Raw genomic sequence first — 16,229 nt, forward strand, 5'->3', positions numbered from 1 at the left:
GGCAACGCCGAACGAGGACCGGTGAGTTCGGCGATATGTGACAAAGAAACCGGGCGTCCGAAGCGGTGCAATTGCCTTACAGAGACGAGCCCAGGAGGAATCGTGGAATCCAGAAAGATTCGGGTCGGTATCGACACCGGCGGAACATTCACCGACGTCGTGGCTGTGGACGAGGAGTCCGGAGCCGTCGTCACCACCAAGACACCCTCGACGCCTGCCGACCCGGCGCAGGGATTCCTCACCGGAATCGAGAAGGTGCTCGCCAAGCTCGGTGAGACCGGCGACGCGATCGGCGCCGTCAGCCACGGCACCACCGTCGCCACCAACAAGCTCCTCGAGGGGAAGGTCGAGAACCTCGGGTTCATCACCACCGAGGGGTACGAGCACGTTCTCGAGATCGCCCGCCAGTCCGTTCCCGACGGCTACGGCAACTCCTACTTCTGGGTCAAGCCCGACCGCATCGTCCCCGCCGACCGCGTCCGCACCATCGGCGGCCGGCTCGCGTTCGACGGCAGCGAAATCCGCCCCCTCGTCGAGGACGACGTCCGCGAAGCGGCTCCGCTTCTTCGCCGAGCGCGGCATCCGCACCATCGGTGTGTGCCTCATGCATTCCTACGCCGACCCGAGCCACGAGAACCGTGTGCGCGACATCCTCCTCGAGGAATATCCCGAGGCGACGGTGAGCATCTCCAGCCAGGTGCTGCGCGAGTACCGCGAATACGAGCGGTCTATCACCACGCTCGTCGACGCGGCCGTGAAGCCGAACATCCGCAATTACGTGAACAACATCGCGCACCGGCTGCGCGAGTTCTCCTCCGACGAGGGTGAGGCTCGTGACATCCCGTTCTACGTGATGAAGTCGAACGGCGGTGTGCTCTCCGCCAAGGAGGTCGTGCACCAGCCGATCACGACGGTGCTGTCCGGCCCGGCGGCGGGCGCACTCGGTGCGGCGCTCATCGCGAGTGTCGCGGGTGTCGAACAGGTCCTCACGTGCGACGGCGGCGGAACGTCGACCGACGTCACCGTCGTGGTCCGCGGTGAGCCCGCGCTCACCACCGAGGGTCGGGTAGGGGCGTACCCGTCGAAGATCCCGATGATCGACGTCGTCACCGTCGGCGCCGGAGGCGGCTCCATCGCCTGGCAGACCCCCGAGGGCACGCTCCGTGTCGGACCGCAGTCGGCGGGCGCCGACCCCGGCCCGCTCTGCTACGGCAAGGGCGGCAGCGAGCCGACGATCACCGACGCACACGTGCTGCTCGGCCGTATCCCACCCCACCTGCTCGGCGGCGAGATCCCCCTCGACACCGAACTGGCCCGCAAGGGCGTCGAGCAGCTCGCCCACCAGTTGAAGCTCGACTTCGAGGCGTGCGCCACCGGCATCCTCGAGGTGTCGGCGTGGAACCAGGCCAACGCGCTGCGGCAGATCACCGTCAAGCGGGGCCTCGACGTCCGCGACTTCACCCTCGTGACGTTCGGCGGATCCGGTTCGCTGCTCGCCTGCCGGCTGGTCGACATCCTCGGTCTCAAGGACGTCCTCGTCCCGCTGAACCCGGGCAACGTGTCGGCATTCGGGCTGCTCACCGTCGACGTTCGCAACGACTACGTGCAGACCCACGTCTGCAGGCACGACCGGTTGAAGATCGAGGAACTGCAGTCGGGGCTGGACGCGCTCGCCGCCGAGGCGGAACGCGCACTCGCCGACGAGGGCTTCGGCGAGGCGGAACGCAAGTACGCGCGCTCGGCGGACCTGCGCTACCTCGGCCAGGCATTCGAGGTGCGGGTGCCCGTCAGTGAAGGTCCCGTCACGCAGGAGTTGATGGACGACGCCGCGGACCGGTTCCACCAGGCACACAAGGAACTGTACGGCTACGACTTCCGCGGCGACCCGCACCAGCACGTCGAGTGGGTCAACCTGCGCGTCAGCGGCATCGGCCCGATCAAGCGCCCGACGCTGAACGAGATCGCGGCGGGGACCGGAGCGGAGTCCGCCGTGACCGGGACCCGTCCGGCGTACTTCGACGAGTGGGTCACCACCCAGGTCTACGACCGGGCCCGGCTCGGCGCGGGTGACGTCCTCGAAGGTCCGGCGGTGATCGAGGAATTCAGCTCCACCATCCCCGTGCACCCCGGTTTCCGGGCGCGGATCGACACCTTCGGAAACATCCGCATTACCAAGATCGCCGACTCGAACGGAGCGAACCGATGACCGTCACCACCGAACCCGTTGCAGTGCAGGCGGTCAAGCCCTACCGGCTGACCCCGGTCGACGGCGCGACGCCCGACCCGGTGCTGGTGGAGATTGTCGCCGGCTACCTCGCCAGCGTCGAGATGGAGGTCGAGACGTCGATCTCGCGGACCTCCCGCTCCCCCATGATCCGCGACGCCCACGACTTCCGCGCAGGCATCCACGACCGCAACCTCCGGAAGCTCACGGGCCGTTCGTATTCGGCGCTGGTGCACCCGGTGGCCCGGGACTTCCCGCTCGACACGATGAAGCCCGGCGACGTCTACTTCCACAACGACGTCTACCTGTCCGAAGGCGGCATCGGCCACCTCCCCGATCTCTGCGTCACCGTCCCGGTGTTCGCCACCCGGCCGGGCGAGGAGGAACCGTCCGTCGTCGCGTTCGTGCAGGCATTCGGCCACCACGACGACATCGGCGGCTGCTGCCCCGGATCGATGCCCTCCGGCGCGACCACGGTGTACGAGGAGGGCCTGATGGTCCCGCCGATCAAGCTGTGGGATCAGGGTGTGCCCAACGAGGCCGCACTGCGCATCATGACCCGCAACTCGCGGATGCCCGACGCGCTGGCCGCCGACCTCGACGCCGAGTGCTCGGCCTGCCTCATGGGGGCCCGTCGCCTCACTGAACTGTTCGAGCGGTACGGCTGCGACACCGTCGAGGCCTGCTTCGACGCCATGATGGACGCGACCACCGAGACGTACCGCCGGGAAATCCTCAGCAAGATCCCCAAGGGCGAGTACACGTGGGAGGACTACGCCGAACACGACGGCGTCGACGAACCCATGCTGCACCGCCAGCGGATCACACTCACCAAGACCGGCCCCGAGGACGAGGGCGGCGAACGCCTCATCCTCGATTTCAATGGCACCGGACCGCAGGCCAAGGGGCCCATCAACCACTGCGGTGACTACGCCGACGGCAACTTCCTCATCAAATGGCTCGCCCCGATCCTGCGCAACCTCGCCGACAGTCCCGAGCGGATGGCGGAACTCGACGTCAACGAGGGTGTCGTGCCGTTGATCGAGATGAAGTTCCCGGAGAAGGGCACACTGATCACCCCGATCTTCCCGGCGCCCACCAACGCCCGGACGTTCGTGATCCTGCGGCTGCTCGGCGTGCTCGCCGGCGTCGTCGCGAAGGCCGTCGACGGGAACATGCCCGCCGACCAGGAGACCATCCGCTACACGGGGGTGTACGGCGAGGACTTCGACGGGCACTCTTACCTGATGCGGGAGGTGCTCGGCGGCGGGTCCGGCGGCAGGCACTACGCGGACGGTGAGGACACCATCCACGTCGTGCCCGACTCACGGAACCTGCCGACCGAGTTCACCGAGAGCCGGTTCCCGTTCATCGTCGAGAAGCTCGGCCTGGCGAAGGACTCCGGCGGCGCCGGACGCTACCGCGGCGGCCTCGGGTACGAAAAGCACATCCGGATGCTCAAGGACGCGAACTTCATGTCCATCGCCGACCGCTCGATCCTTTCCTGCTGGGGAGTCAAGGGCGGCAAGGCCGGACGTCCGTTCTCGGTGGTCCTCGACCCCGGCGGCCCGAACGAGCGCGAGTTCGACGCGCTGACCGACGCCGAACCGATCAAGGCCGGCGAAGTGGTGCGCATCCGCACCACCGGTGGCGGCGGCTGGGGTGACCCGCTCGACCGTCCGATCGAAGAAGTCGTCCGGGACGTGCTGTGGGGCAAGGTGTCCGTGGAGGGCGCACGCGCCGACTACGGCGTGGTGCTGGCGTCGTCGACCGGGGAACCGGTCGCGGACGTCGACGCCACCGACGCGCTGCGCGAGCAGATGCGCGCCGACCGCGGCCTCGACGAGCCCTTCTTCGACCGCGGACCCGGCTACGAACGTCTCTCCGGCGGCGCGAAGTTCGCCGAGTTCGACTTCATCGACCGGTGATGCGATGACCGAGTCACTCTCCCGCACCGCCGAGATCGCTGTCATCGGCGCCGCGGGGAAGACCGGAGCCGCCGTCGTGACGGCGCTCGAGGGACTCGCCGACGTACGCCGGGTGGTGCACACCGCCCGGCGTCCCGCCGACTTCGCCGTCGACCTCGAAACGGGTGCGGGACTGGCCGAGGCGCTGTCGGGGTGCCGGGGCGTGTACTTCATCGCCCCTAACGTCCATCCCGACGAGCCCGCGCTGCTGCGGAACGCGATGCGCGCCGCAGCGTCGGTGGGCGTCGAGCACCTCGTCTACCACTCCGTGGCCTGGCCGTACACCCCGCTCATGCCCCACCACGTCGACAAGGCGCGGTGTGAGGACGAACTCCGGACATTCGGTGGGCTTCGGTGGACCGTCCTGCAGCCCTGCGCCTACGCCGAGAATTTCGGGGCGGTGCTGGCGGGCACGGCGACGACCGTCGAACTGCCCTACAGTCCCGACGCGGCGTTCTCGTTCGTCGCACTCGCGGACGTCGCCGAGGTGGCCGCCCGAGTGCTGATGGAGGGCCCCGACATCCACCACGGCGCCACCTACGAACTCGGCGGCCCGGAGGCCCTCAGCGTGCGGGACCTGTGCGCCCGGGCGGGTGGCCCGGTGTCGGTGAAGCAGGTGTCCGTCAACGAGTGGATCTCGCGGCACGGGCGGGACCTGACGGACGATGGTCGCGCGCGACTGTCGGCGATGTTCGAGTTCTACGACCGGTACGGATTCCTCGCGGGCAGCGCAATGTTCGAGTCGCTGCTCGGGCGTCCGCCCACCACCCTCCCTAGGGGGAACTGCCCAGCCGGGGCGCGCACGCCGGGGACGTCGCGGTCAAAACCCTGACCGCGAGCCGCGACGCCGCACTCGAGACCGCCGAAAGGGTCACCCGCCAGCAAGGCGCGGAAGGTGTCGCCGACGCCCTGCGTTCGGTCCGCACCGGCACCGCCACCCGTGTCCCCGAATCGGACGACTTGCCGATCGAGGACTTCGACGAGCTCAACTTCTCCCAAGCTGTCGCCGCGGTGAAGGAACTCACCGATCCCGCCGACATCCGCGCGATCGTCGCCTACGAGGAAGCGAACAACAACCGGCACGGAGTCGTCTCCGCCGCGCAGACCCGGCTGGCCGCGATCGCCAGGGAAGTCGCCGGGATCAGCTGACCCGGACGCAGCGGGTGCCGGGGCCGTCAGCATCCGCGGTCCCACACCCGTTCCATGCGAATACCCCCGCAGCCTTGAGGGGTCTGCGGGGGTATTCCTCTGCAACCAGGCCCGAGCGGGACGGTTGCCGGCCCGACCTGGCACATGCCTATTCGGCGAGTTTCGCGACTGCCTGCGCCCAGAGGAAGAACTTGTTGGTACCCAGGTCCGCGACGGTCTTGATGTTGAACGCCGCCTTCCGGTGTTCGGCGTCGGACTCACTCCCCCCTCGAGCGGCGACCGGGGCCGGGGCGAGTTCCTCGATCGGACGGGTTTCGTAGGCCTTGTCGAACTTCGAGGCGATACCTGCCATGTGCTGACCTCCACTACTCGTTGTGGTTCCATGGTCGAGCCGCCGCACCTGCTGCGGCGATCAGTTCGTGTGGAGCGTAAAGGGTGTGCGGTTGATCAGTCGGGCTGCGTGCGGCGTCGCGCCTGGCGACGGGCGTGGCGGGCCATGAGATACGCCCGGTTCTTTTCGCTGCGGAAGATCTCGCGGTTCACCGCCTGTTCGATCATTCCGGGGGCCTCGAGCAAACGCTCCGCGGCCAGACGCATCAACTCGGCACGATCGGACCCAACTTGTGCGGCCAGCGCGTCGAGCTTGTCCCGCAGCGGGGCGTCGAAGTGCACATTTACCCTGGCGGAGAAGATTTCGGGCCGAAGATCGCGCAACGGTGCGATGTTCTCCAGGTCTGCGGTGAGATCACCCGGCGTGTCGAGTAGGCGCCGAAGAGCAACCCGAAGAAGAGCGGTGCTGAGCTTGTCCCCGTGCCGGCCGGCGAGGCGCCAGATTTGTTGCTTGGCCGATGGGTTGACCATCACTTCGACCTTGTCGGACAGTCCGGTCCGCTCCGCCTCGCGGAGCATCGGATGTTTGTAGCGGCCGGGGGTTTCCAGGAATCGGTGCAGGGCAATCCGCATGAGTGCGCTGACCGTGATGTCGTGCTCGGCGGCCAGCGCCGTGAACTTCTGTGCGGTGTCCGGTTCCAGTTTGAGCGTGAGCATGACCAGCGGGATCGCCCGCCGGACTGCCGAGAGTCGCCGCGCTTCCTCGAGACGGTTGCGGACGGCTTTGGGCTGGGTGATCAGTCGTTGGCAGGCGACGCGGATCAGCGCCCCGAACCGGCGGGGGCCGATGCCCTCGGCCATCTCGTCGAGTCGGTGTTTGGTCTCTGGGTCGAAGCGCAGCGCGATGGGATCGCCCACCGGGATCCGCCCGGGCCTCGACTCCGTCATCCCTCCATCTTCCCGTCCTTCTCGTCCTTCTCCTCCTTGTCGTCCTTGTCGTCCTTCTCGTCCTTCTCGTCCTTCCCGTCCGCCGGTGCGCATGAGTGTGCCCCGGCATCGGCCAGCCGTTCCATCACTCGCACTCGGCTGTGATCGCCGATGCGGGACACCACTGGGTGATTTCGAGACTCCCCCGCTTGTTACCGGTGGGAATGGCGAACGTACATGCCGCCAGCCATTCGCCCCGGGAGGTACGCCCCCAAGCCTGGAGCTGTCCGCGGACTCGAACATCCAGGTCGAGCCCCTCGGCTCGCACTCGAAGGGGCAGGTCGTTCGCGGATCGTCCGCCGTCGTGAGCGATGGCGGCCGAGACGTCGACGATGACCCGCTGGGGTGGGTCGACGACCCGCCACGGCTTCGGGTCGTAGACCGACTCCCATCGTTCGAACACACTTTCGATCCTAGCTGCTATCGTGATGGTCGCCGCCGCCAGCGGTCGGCGAGGGAAGCGCAGGCCGCTGGCGTCGCCGTTCGTTTCCACGCCGCGCTGGCGTTCTACCTGGAACGATAAATAAACCCCCAACCCGCCCCTGTCCTGGGCGGTGAGAGCAACGAGGAGACCCGTATATGGCATTGCCCGTCATGACCCCCGAGCAGCGTGCAGAGGCACTGGAGAAGGCCGCAGTAGCGCGGAAAGCACGGACCGAACTGCTGTCCGCGGTGAAGGCCGGTGACCTCACGGTCGCGGGCGTCCTCGCGAAGGCGGAGACGGACGAAATCGTCAAGAAGACCAAGGTATCGGCCCTGGTCAAGGCCCTGCCTGGCGTCGGGAAGGTGCGGGCAACGCAAATCCTCGAAGAGCTGGCGATCGCTGACACCCGTCGAATCGGTGGGCTGGGCACCAACCAGCGTCAAGCACTCCTCGACATCACCGCCTGACCCGGCAAAGGCTGGAATATCGGCGCCATCGGTGCCGTTGAAGGACGCGACGGTGTTCGATCCAATGCCCCGGGTACCACATCAGAATCGTCGCTTCGAGCGACCACTTGCCGAGAGGCGCACTGGTGGGCACCGTCACCCTGACCGGGTCAGACCTACAGTGCGTAGCGTGCCCGAGCAGGTAACGAAGCCGCTGACACCACGAGGTGCCGGCGGCTTCCCACGTCAGAGGCACTCGAAGCGCCAGGTCGGGACCTGGCTTTGCCGCCCTGCGTCAGCTCCGTCGATTCACATTGCCCGAGCCCTCACGTCGATGCGGCGCGTCGACCGGGACCGACTGGGGTAAGGCGTGGATCAGGCGTGCCCGGTATTCCGGAGTATCGGGCGTGTTCAGGCCGCGCCCGGTTCTCCAGTGAGCCGGCGCGGCCGCCTCGTGTCGAGATGGGGTCAGTGTGCTGCGTCGAACGCTTCCTGGATCTCGGCGGGGATCCGGCCTCGTGCGGACACTTCGTAGCCGTTCGCGGCCGCCCACTCCCGCACCTCCCGGGCCCGCGACCGGGACCGCGCCGAGCCGGCCTTGGCGGTCGGGCGACGCTTCTGGCCGCCGACCTTGGTGGCATGTTCGATGTAGAAGTCCATCGTCTTGAGGAATTCGCGGGCGTTCTTCGTCTTGAGGTCGATCTCGTAGTCGACACCGTTCACTGAGAAGGTGATGTGCTCGCCCTTGCCGGCCTCGATGACAGTGCCGTCGAGGTCGTCGACCAGCTCCACGACCATTTTCCGCGCCACCTGTGGACTCCTTCTGCTTTCGGAACAGCCAGGCAGGACACTACTGCCCCGGCGACGAAAGCTACCGGCTTCATTGTCGCGCAGGAAGACAATCACCATGGATAACGGCTCGTCGGGGCGGACAATCAGCGGATGAGCGGTGCCGACCGGGGGCTGATTGCTCCGATGTTGGCGCCCCTGGGCGCACCGCCCGAGGGTGAATCGAGTGGGTCGTGGGCTGCGGAAAACAAGTACGACGGCTGCCGACTGCTGGCCTCTGCCGGCGGCGACCAGCGTGGAGTCGTGGGGTTTTCCGGCGCGCACGAGTCGGGCGATAACGGTGAACAGTTCGCGATGGATGGGTCGTTCGAAATCTCCGGCCTCGAGGGCGGCGACAGCCCGGGCCGCAGCCTCGCTTGGCGCCCACAAGAGAGCGCACAGGCAGAGGGCCTCGACATCGGTATGCGTGTTGGTGTCGATGTCGCCGACCTGAATCTGGTCGGTGTCGACGGCGGTGTCATCCGGGACGAGCGCGAGGGCGGCGGTCATTGAGCGGTCCTTTCGTGATGCCATGTTCGGCGGGCCGGGTCGGTGGGTGGGACTCAGACAGCCGCGAGTGCTTTGATGCGGTCCGGACGGAAACCGCCCCAATGCTGGTCACCGGCAATGACGACCGGGGCCTGGCTGTAGCCGAGCGCCCGAAGAGCGTTCACAGCGCGAGGGTCGCCCTCCAGATCGATCACGGAGTACTCGATCCCCTCTTTATCGAGACCGTGCGCGGATGACCTACGGATTCGATCCGCTGGATCCGTCGATGGCGAACGATATTCCTGTCGACGCCGCGGTGCTGTTGCGAAGTGTCGCTCCGGATCTGACCGACGACGAGCGCCTCGACATACTGCGACGCACCGCGATGTCCGCGGGTTCCCCCTCGATCGTGTCGGCAGCGACGGCGGGTGGGTCCGGATCGATCTTGTTGCCGCATCCGCAGCGGCGTAGGGCGATGTACGTACCCGAAGCTGTTGCAGCGCTTGACCGTCGTATGAACGTTCCCGGCCTGTGAGCTCACTCCGGCCACGTCTTCTCAGGGTTCGAGTTCCGGGTCTTCCCCGATGTTGCTTACGGCATGCGGGTGATTGACTGGGAAAAGCGGCTCGGACATCTTGCTGAATTCCGCTTATGCGTACTCGAATTCGACCGGAAGGTTTGTCATGAACCTGATCGTGCACCCTTCGGGCCCTGATGATGTATCCGTGCTTCGGGGCGGGATATGCATCGCAACCGTGGTGGCATGCCTGCCGTATCTTCTGCTGAAAGTCGCATGGATCATGGGTTGGACGATCGGCGTCGAGGATGCCGGTTTCGCCGACACCACCCGGGTCGCCAATCTCGCTACCTCCGGTATGGAACTGGTCGCGATCGTGATCGCGATCGGACTGGTCGCCTCGTGGGGAAGAAAGATCCCTGCCTTCGCAATCGCTTTCCCCGTCTGGGTTGCGACCGGTCTGCTCGTCCCCGTTGCAGTCGGTTCGGTGCTGGGCGGTGTGATCCAAGCGGTGACCGGTGGCGGAAACGCATACAGCGGCAACGACGAAATGGCCGGATGGGTATTCGGTTTGGTGTACGGAGGCTTCGCGCTGCAGTCCGTCCTACTGTTGGCCGGTTTCGTTCTCTACGCGCGCGACCGCTGGGCGGTCGTAGCCGACGGTGGCCGCATGCGCGACGGCGCCGGAAAGACCCGTCCCCTGCAGAATCTCCTGGGGGCTGTCTTCGTCGTCGCCGCGACGATCTTCGCCCTTCAACAGCTGAGTTGGGCGGTATGGGGTGGTGGGATGTTCTCCGATCTGACGACCGCTCAAAGGGTGTTCCTCGTAGCGGGGGCCCTGTCCGCTGTCGCAGGTGCCGCAGCCGTGGTCGGTCTACTCAGGGGGAAGCGACTCACGATCTCCGGGCTGACGCTCATCTGGTTGGGCACCTCCGTGACGTTCACCAGTGCGCTCAAAGACACGTTGACGACCCTCGCTGTGGACGCCGAGGCGTGGGGCGCGTCCCGCCAAGATCCGGGCAATGCGGCGCTGACCCTGCTTGTCCTACTCGGCGCATTCGCTGGCGCCATCGGAGGTGCGCTGCGTCTCGTCGAGGAAGTGTCTCCGGCGAGCGAGGTCTCGAAGGTCGCGGCGTGAGTATGTCAGACCACGAATCGTCGGCGTTGCCGCGCTTCGCGCAGAGAAAGTTGTCCAACTCCAGACCCGCTCGGGATTCGTCTTGTACACCGATTGGTGCGTATCCCGACGCCGCACTACGAACTTTCCGGTGTCGCGGACCTACCCCAATAAATAAACAGAGCGTTCAGCCCCCCAGGGTTCTTCGGCATGGGCCCAGTCAGTCAGCTCAGAGGTAGTGGTCAACGGTCAAACCCTATCCATAACCCAGGCACCTACCCGTTCAGCGTCCAAGTGAAGTACCTCGTCCCGGCCGATTCCTAGCGCAGCCAGCACACTCGCTGGGCCCCACATCAGGCCTGTCTGTCGCGCGCCTGGGCCATCCGATCAACCAAGCGGTACACCGCCCGCTCGTCAGGGATACCGACCATCCTGGCGCGCTCGTGGGCCGCAAGGAACGCCGTGACCTCTGCATTCCCCCGTTGGCGGTCTCGGTGCTGGAACGCCCGGCGTGCCTCGGCCAGTTCCTCGAGGACCAACCACTGGAAGCGATCTAGCGTCGCCGCGATTTCGGCCATCCGCGCCCGCTGCGATCGAGCCTCGCGCCCGCCCGGCCAGGGATGACCCAGACAGCAGCGCATCGACTACGGCGCCCCGGAACTCGCTGATCACGGAGCGGCCGTTCCCTCATCACCGGCCACGCTGGACACAGTCCGTCCACTTCGCCTTTGGTCATCCCGCAGGGTCGCGCGGGCGAGCATCTGGGGCCACCCGAACCGGAGATCGGCGGCGATCATCCCCGCGCGGGTATCCAGGTCCGGCTCGAACGCAGTGAAGACGACCCTCGCCGCCGGTGCGAGAACAGGTTGCTGCAGCCAGGTAGTCCACACGCGAGTTCCCCGGGGCAGGCACAAGGACTCGAACCGGTCCAGGAGAATATCAACATAGACACGAATCCCGAAGCCCCGTCGGCGGGCGCGGGCGCGGGCGCGGGCGCGGGACGGCAGTACGACGTCGGCGGGTGCGCTGGTGTTGTGGGGACTTCCCTCAGACAGGGGTTCGGCCGGGAATGCGTACACATTCTCGGCCGGATCTCTGCTTCTCGAGTCTTTCATCGTTACCGATTACTCTCTCGATCCGCGAGTTCCAATATACGCGCGGACCGCGGCCAATCGCAACGGCCGAATTTACGCTCACGCGCCGCCGGGATGCGATTTCTGACCGAGGGTTTCGGCGCCGATCGTCCTGACAGGAATACGTCCCGGGAGGACACTGTGAGGTATGCGGAGCGTGTTCGCGCACCAAGCTGTTCTGTTCATGACTTCGGAGGCTGATATCGGTGCCCCCGGGGCCGCGGTGACGTCCGCATTATGCACTCATGAGGGCCGTCAGCGGCCCTGCTCGCCGGCACCGCACCGCACACGCGTGAAGGCGTGGAGGTCCGGATCCGGGTCGTGTTCGCCGTCGACCCGGCCCATGAAAGCGCTGTCCGGTGCCGCATCGAGAGGGCGCTGGCCACCGGCCACCTGTGTGGGCCAGGCGTTGCCAACACCGAATGGCAACTAGGCAGCTGTGCCCCCGCCGCCCCGACCGCGGAAGAAACCGAGCAGGTCACCCACCAGTTTCCTGACGCCGGATGAGTCACCCGGCGCCCCCTGTGCTGGCGAGTCGAGCTGCTGCCGTCCTGGAACTAGGCCCCGAGCGGTCAGCCGATGCCGATGCCACCGCCGAAGGTGACGCTCAACCACTTCAGGAAAGCGTCGAATGCGACACTGAAGTCAATACCTGCAGAGCCCATCAGAAGTCACTACTTACCCTTGTTACATTTCCACGGGATCCGTTGATCCGCGCTTACTTGCATATCGCCGAAAATCCCGAATCGTTTCACGGCGCGGATATCTTTCGGGTTTATCGATTCGAACGATCGACCAATTCCCATTTGGACACTCGATCATTTGGTCAGCCGTCCTGGACGACAGATAATTAAAAAATGTCTAGACCGTTGTGGCCTACACAGAGCAGTTCGCCTCGGCACCGTTGCGGCCGGCGGTCGTTGGAGCAGATGAAGGCCGTCGCATGTCATCGACCATGACGCGACAGGGCGGGTAGTGGCGAGATTCCCACACTCGGCTGTGCACGGACCCGGACGGACCCGAAACCCACTGGACAGACTGCTCTGTCCCGGCAGGCCGTTTCCCACTCAGGCGTTGGCGACTATTCGGCGAGCTCTCCGACCTCGGCGGTGGTAGTGACGGGTTCGAGCCCGATCTGTGGCCATCCGGCGATCAGCGTGATGGTTCCGGAGGTGGGGAGGGTGTTAATCCAGTACCGGGGCACGGTGCGGTATTCCATGCCTTTCCCCACCCCGGTGTTCGTGGTCAGCGGGTAGTACGGGTCTGCCTCACCGGAGAGGTCGTCGACTCCGATGGTCACGGTCAGATATGACCACTGGGCGGAGAAGTCGTCGCGGTTGGTCAGGGCGCGGGTTTCGTGGCGGGCGATCTCGGCGCAGATCTCGGTGGCGGTCAGCGCCAAGCGTATCTGCATCCCGGAGGGGTAGGCGATGATTTCCGAGAGCTGAAGACGCACACAGTGCAGGTCGGCGAGAACCTTGGGGCCGTGCACCCGTCTGCCGCCGGTGGTCGGTGGTGGCTGCGCCGGCCACCGGTGTCTGCCCATGACCCCGATAGTCCTCCGACAGCTCGTGGGGTGCCACCACGTCGTGCAAGCGCCGCATCGCGGAGCGACGCGAGGAGGATGGAGGAATAACCGACCACGTTGACCGATCCGTTGCTGTTGCCAAATAGCGTCGGGCACACGTGCCAGATAGGCCAACAGCCTGTGTGCCGAACTCGCGCACCACGAAACCCGCCCGCTGACCAACCCCGACGACTTCTCCGGAAGCTTTTCTTACCTGTGCGTGCGGGTGCGTGCCGGGTATCTCGAGTGTGAGGCGGACCCGTACCTCCCCGTCACCAGGTCGCCCCGTACCTGCTCGGCAATCCAGTACCGCACATGTCCGCGCTACTGGATCACAAACTCGACTCGAGCACTCTCACGGTGACGGCCGGGTGGCTCCAGATCGGACTCGACCCGGTCCAGGAGAACATCGACCTAGACACCACACACCTGACCGGACACCCCGACCGGGATACGGGGTCAGCACCAGGCGGGTTGGGTGCAGGAAGGACCGAGATGGAGTCCGTATGACGGCAGGCCCGGAGCTCGGCCCGTCGGGCGGGCGCGCGAGTACGGCAGGAACGTCTACGGCTGCGCTGGTGTTGTCGCGACTTTCCTCAGACAGGGGTTCGCCCTGGAATGCGTTCACATTCTCGGCCGGATCTCTGCTTCTCGAGTCTTTCTCCCCGCCCACTGTCATGGGCCGCTTTCCGGGAGGAGGACCTCTCGTAAACCGAAGCCACGTACACCCTTCACAGGGGTGAGCGTGACAACCATCGAGTTTCTGGTTCGACCATCGAAACTACTCGACGATCGCTATGTCGCAGCCCGCTTTGTTGGCGTCTTTGACGGCTGCGGCTGCCCCTTCGTCGGAGGGTGTCGAAGAAATCGCAGTTCCCCAACTATCACACACCTCGTCCAGGCTGGCACTGCCGGTTTCCATCACGACGACCATCCTTCCGCGGGGTGCATCGGGAGCCTTGGACACGAACGCCAGGACGGCGACGTCCGGGTCTACCCTGCTGTTCGTGACTTCTCGCACCGGCGCGTCGCCGAACACCCCGCTGCGGCGGGCAGCGGCACGAGCGACCCTGACCCCGGTCCGGGTGGTTGCCCTGGGCTTCGCGGCCGCGATCGCGCTCGGAACCGGGCTGCTCCTGCTTCCGGCGGCGAGCCAACCGGGAGCGGAGACCGGGTTCGTGGATGCCCTGTTCACGGCGACGTCGGCGATGTGCCTGACCGGGCTGGTCGTGGTCGACACCCCCACCCACTGGTCGGGGTTCGGGCAGGGGGTCATCCTCGGGCTGATCCAGGTCGGTGGCTTCGGGATCATGACGATGGCCTCGGTGGTCGGGCTCATGCTCGCCAACCGGATCGGGCTGCGGGCCCGGCTCAACGCAGCCGCCGAGGTTCGCGCGTCCGGTCTCGGGGACGTACGGAGCGTGGTCGTCGGGGTGATCCGGATCAGCATCCTCATCGAAACGGTCACCGCCGTGTGCCTGGCGGCCCGGTTCGCCCTCGGCTACGACGAACCACCCGGTCGGGCTGTGTGGTTGGGGATATTCCATGCGATCTCGGCGTTCAACAACGCAGGCTTCGCGCTCTACAGCGACAACATCATCGGCTTCGCCGACGACCCCTTCATCTGTGTGCCGCTGCTGGCTGCGGTGATCCTCGGCGGCATCGGATTCCCGGTGCTGTTCGAGGTCGGCCGGCGCGTGCGCGGCACCTCCCGCCGGTGGAGCCTGCACACAAAGCTGACCGTCACGGTGACCGCCATCCTGTTGGTGCTCGGCCCGGCACTGGTGCTGCTGTTCGAGTGGGGCCACACGCTCCGCGGGCACGATCTCGGGGCGAAACTGCTCGTCGCCGCGTTCCAGGGCATCATGCCGCGCACCGCAGGCTTCAACAGCGTCGACTACGCCCAGATGGATCCGGCGACCCTGCTGGTGACGGACGTGCTGATGTTCATCGGCGGTGGCAGCGGCGGCACCGCCGGCGGCATCAAGGTCACCACCTTCGCGCTGCTGCTCTTCGCGATCGTCGCCGAAGTCCGCGGCGATCGATCGGTGACCATCTTCGACCGACGGATCGCACCGCGGGCGCAGCGCCAGGCCCTGTCGGTCGCGCTGATCGGCGTCGCGCTGGTCATGCTTCCGACCATTGTGCTGCTCGCCGGTACCGCCTTCGACCTCAACGTGCTGCTGTTCGAGGTGGTCTCCGCGTTCGCGACCGTAGGGCTGTCCACCGGCATCACAGCGCAACTGCCCGTCTGGGGCCAACTCATTCTGATCGGATTGATGTACCTCGGCCGGATCGGCTCCATCACCCTCGTCAGCGCGCTCGCCGCCCGCCAACGCGACCGCCGCTACGAACTCCCCGAAGAAAGGCCCTTCATTGGCTAGGAAACCGTCCTCCGACGTCGTCGTGGTGCTCGGATTGGGCCGATTCGGCAAGTCCCTCGCCCTCGAACTGATGGAGCAGGGCACCGAAGTGCTCGGCATCGACTCCAGCGAGGCGGTGGTGCAGAAGATCTCGCACCGCCTCACCCACGCCGCAGTCGCCGACACCACCGACGAGGAATCGCTCCGCCAACTGTCAGTACACGACTACGACCGGGCCGTGGTCGGGATCGGCTCCGACCTCGAGGCCAGCCTGCTCACCGCGTCGGCGCTAATCAACCTGGCGGTGCCGAACGTGTGGGCAAAGGCGATCAGCAACGCCCACGCCAAGATCCTCCACCAGATCGGTGTGCAGCACGTCGTCCGCCCCGAACACGACATGGGCAAGCGGGTAGCGCACCTGGTGCGGGGCCGGATGATGGACTACATCGAATTCGACGACGGCTTCGCCATGGTCAAAACCACCCCACCCGCCACCGTCATCGGGAAGCGCCTCGGCGAAACCACCGTCCGCTCCACCTACGGGGTCACGGTGGTGGCGATCAAACGTCCCGGCGAGGGTTTCACCTATGCCACCGCGGAGACGGTCATCGAACCCGGTGACACCATCATCGTCTCCGGTCAGGTGCGGGACACCGAACGCTTCAGCGAACTGACGTGACCTCGTGCC

At 66.2% G+C, this 16,229-nt stretch carries 18 protein-coding genes and 3 pseudogenes; 10 read left to right on the plus strand and 11 right to left on the minus strand.

What is annotated here, in order from left to right:
- Positions 1 to 102: 102 nt before the first annotated feature.
- The 4 genes and pseudogenes from HYG77_RS33680 to HYG77_RS33695 all read left to right on the plus strand — a co-directional run.
- Positions 103 to 2,206 (plus strand): annotated as a pseudogene (locus tag HYG77_RS33680) (hydantoinase/oxoprolinase family protein).
- Positions 2,203 to 4,152: a hydantoinase B/oxoprolinase family protein gene (locus HYG77_RS33685; RefSeq protein ID WP_208963948.1), complete on the plus strand. Its 1,950-nt coding sequence runs from the start codon at positions 2,203 to 2,205 to the stop codon at positions 4,150 to 4,152. The pseudogene HYG77_RS33680 and the gene HYG77_RS33685 overlap by 4 nt, the downstream one beginning before the upstream one ends.
- A 4-nt stretch (positions 4,153 to 4,156) precedes the next feature.
- A complete protein-coding gene (locus HYG77_RS33690) occupies positions 4,157 to 5,023 on the plus strand; it encodes an NmrA family NAD(P)-binding protein (RefSeq protein ID WP_208963949.1) in 867 nt (288 codons plus the stop codon).
- A pseudogene (locus HYG77_RS33695) lies at positions 4,984 to 5,340 on the plus strand (ferritin-like domain-containing protein); the annotation flags it as partial. The gene HYG77_RS33690 and the pseudogene HYG77_RS33695, both read left to right, overlap by 40 nt.
- A gap of 148 nt (positions 5,341 to 5,488) precedes the next feature.
- Here HYG77_RS33695 and HYG77_RS33700 read toward each other — a convergent pair.
- From HYG77_RS33700 to HYG77_RS33710, 4 genes are all read right to left on the minus strand, one after another.
- A complete protein-coding gene (locus HYG77_RS33700) occupies positions 5,489 to 5,692 on the minus strand; it encodes a hypothetical protein (RefSeq protein WP_208963950.1) in 204 nt (67 codons plus the stop codon).
- Between the two features lie 95 nt (positions 5,693 to 5,787).
- Positions 5,788 to 6,618, minus strand: a complete 831-nt coding sequence (locus HYG77_RS33705) for a CopG family transcriptional regulator (RefSeq protein WP_208963951.1) — start codon at positions 6,616 to 6,618, stop codon at positions 5,788 to 5,790.
- Positions 6,615 to 6,743, minus strand: coding sequence for a hypothetical protein (locus HYG77_RS40790; RefSeq protein WP_280123333.1), 129 nt, complete (start codon positions 6,741 to 6,743; stop codon positions 6,615 to 6,617). The genes HYG77_RS33705 and HYG77_RS40790 overlap by 4 nt, the downstream gene beginning before the upstream one ends.
- Positions 6,743 to 7,060 (minus strand): hypothetical protein, encoded by a 318-nt coding sequence (locus tag HYG77_RS33710; RefSeq protein WP_208963952.1) that lies wholly within the window; start codon positions 7,058 to 7,060, stop codon positions 6,743 to 6,745. Before HYG77_RS33710 ends, HYG77_RS40790 begins: the two co-directional genes overlap by 1 nt.
- Before the next feature lie 176 nt (positions 7,061 to 7,236).
- On the opposite strand from HYG77_RS33710, the gene mihF reads away from it, so the two are divergent.
- Positions 7,237 to 7,548, plus strand: a complete 312-nt coding sequence (gene mihF / locus HYG77_RS33715; protein WP_208963953.1) for an integration host factor, actinobacterial type — start codon at positions 7,237 to 7,239, stop codon at positions 7,546 to 7,548.
- 447 nt (positions 7,549 to 7,995) lie between these two features.
- On the opposite strand, the gene HYG77_RS33720 is transcribed toward mihF, so the two are convergent.
- The 3 genes and pseudogenes from HYG77_RS33720 to HYG77_RS33730 form a co-directional block, all read right to left on the minus strand.
- Positions 7,996 to 8,337, minus strand: coding sequence for an Lsr2 family protein (locus HYG77_RS33720; RefSeq protein ID WP_208964258.1), 342 nt, complete (start codon positions 8,335 to 8,337; stop codon positions 7,996 to 7,998).
- 321 nt (positions 8,338 to 8,658) lie between these two features.
- Positions 8,659 to 8,889, minus strand: a pseudogene (locus tag HYG77_RS33725) (hypothetical protein); the annotation flags it as partial.
- A 29-nt stretch (positions 8,890 to 8,918) separates the two neighbouring features.
- A complete protein-coding gene (locus HYG77_RS33730; RefSeq protein WP_208964259.1) occupies positions 8,919 to 9,110 on the minus strand; it encodes a glutaredoxin domain-containing protein in 192 nt (63 codons plus the stop codon).
- Between HYG77_RS33730 and HYG77_RS33735 the strand changes: the two genes are divergently transcribed.
- Both HYG77_RS33735 and HYG77_RS33740 read left to right on the plus strand, forming a co-directional pair.
- Entirely contained in the window at positions 9,098 to 9,379 is a 282-nt protein-coding gene (locus HYG77_RS33735; RefSeq protein ID WP_208964302.1) for a hypothetical protein, read from the plus strand. The genes HYG77_RS33730 and HYG77_RS33735 overlap by 13 nt on opposite strands.
- Positions 9,380 to 9,527: 148 nt before the next feature.
- The gene (locus tag HYG77_RS33740; protein ID WP_208964303.1) at positions 9,528 to 10,499 is read left to right on the plus strand and encodes a hypothetical protein; all 972 of its coding nucleotides are present in this window, start codon (positions 9,528 to 9,530) and stop codon (positions 10,497 to 10,499) included.
- A 332-nt stretch (positions 10,500 to 10,831) separates the two neighbouring features.
- Here HYG77_RS33740 and HYG77_RS33745 read toward each other — a convergent pair whose 3' ends face one another.
- The 3 genes from HYG77_RS33745 to HYG77_RS33755 all read right to left on the minus strand — a co-directional run bounded on the left by HYG77_RS33745 (position 10,832) and on the right by HYG77_RS33755 (position 13,157).
- Positions 10,832 to 11,056 carry a hypothetical protein gene (locus HYG77_RS33745; protein WP_244461476.1) on the minus strand — a complete coding sequence of 75 codons (225 nt, stop codon included), beginning with the start codon at positions 11,054 to 11,056 and terminating at the stop codon, positions 10,832 to 10,834.
- Positions 11,057 to 11,866: 810 nt separating this feature from the next.
- Positions 11,867 to 12,040: a hypothetical protein gene (locus tag HYG77_RS33750; RefSeq protein ID WP_208963954.1), complete on the minus strand. Its 174-nt coding sequence runs from the start codon at positions 12,038 to 12,040 to the stop codon at positions 11,867 to 11,869.
- Positions 12,041 to 12,692: 652 nt separating this feature from the next.
- Complete coding sequence (locus HYG77_RS33755; RefSeq protein WP_208963955.1) at positions 12,693 to 13,157, minus strand: hypothetical protein; 465 nt, start codon at positions 13,155 to 13,157, stop codon at positions 12,693 to 12,695.
- A gap of 336 nt (positions 13,158 to 13,493) precedes the next feature.
- On the opposite strand from HYG77_RS33755, the gene HYG77_RS33760 reads away from it, so the two are divergent.
- Positions 13,494 to 13,688 carry a hypothetical protein gene (locus HYG77_RS33760; protein WP_208963956.1) on the plus strand — a complete coding sequence of 65 codons (195 nt, stop codon included), beginning with the start codon at positions 13,494 to 13,496 and terminating at the stop codon, positions 13,686 to 13,688.
- A gap of 271 nt (positions 13,689 to 13,959) precedes the next feature.
- Here HYG77_RS33760 and HYG77_RS33765 read toward each other — a convergent pair whose 3' ends face one another.
- The gene (locus HYG77_RS33765) at positions 13,960 to 14,199 is read right to left on the minus strand and encodes a hypothetical protein (RefSeq protein WP_208963957.1); all 240 of its coding nucleotides are present in this window, start codon (positions 14,197 to 14,199) and stop codon (positions 13,960 to 13,962) included.
- On the opposite strand from HYG77_RS33765, the gene HYG77_RS33770 reads away from it, so the two are divergent.
- Together HYG77_RS33770 and HYG77_RS33775 are read left to right on the plus strand one after the other, a co-directional pair.
- Positions 14,186 to 15,562 (plus strand): potassium transporter TrkG, encoded by a 1,377-nt coding sequence (locus HYG77_RS33770; protein WP_208963958.1) that lies wholly within the window; start codon positions 14,186 to 14,188, stop codon positions 15,560 to 15,562. The two genes, HYG77_RS33765 and HYG77_RS33770, sit on opposite strands and share 14 nt — an antisense overlap.
- Entirely contained in the window at positions 15,555 to 16,220 is a 666-nt protein-coding gene (locus HYG77_RS33775; protein WP_244461477.1) for a TrkA family potassium uptake protein, read from the plus strand. Before HYG77_RS33770 ends, HYG77_RS33775 begins: the two co-directional genes overlap by 8 nt.
- The last annotated feature ends 9 nt before the right edge of the window (positions 16,221 to 16,229 follow it).

Origin of the sequence: Rhodococcus sp. ZPP, assembly GCF_017656075.1 — a bacterium.
Lineage (GTDB): Bacteria > Actinomycetota > Actinomycetes > Mycobacteriales > Mycobacteriaceae > Rhodococcus_F > Rhodococcus_F oxybenzonivorans.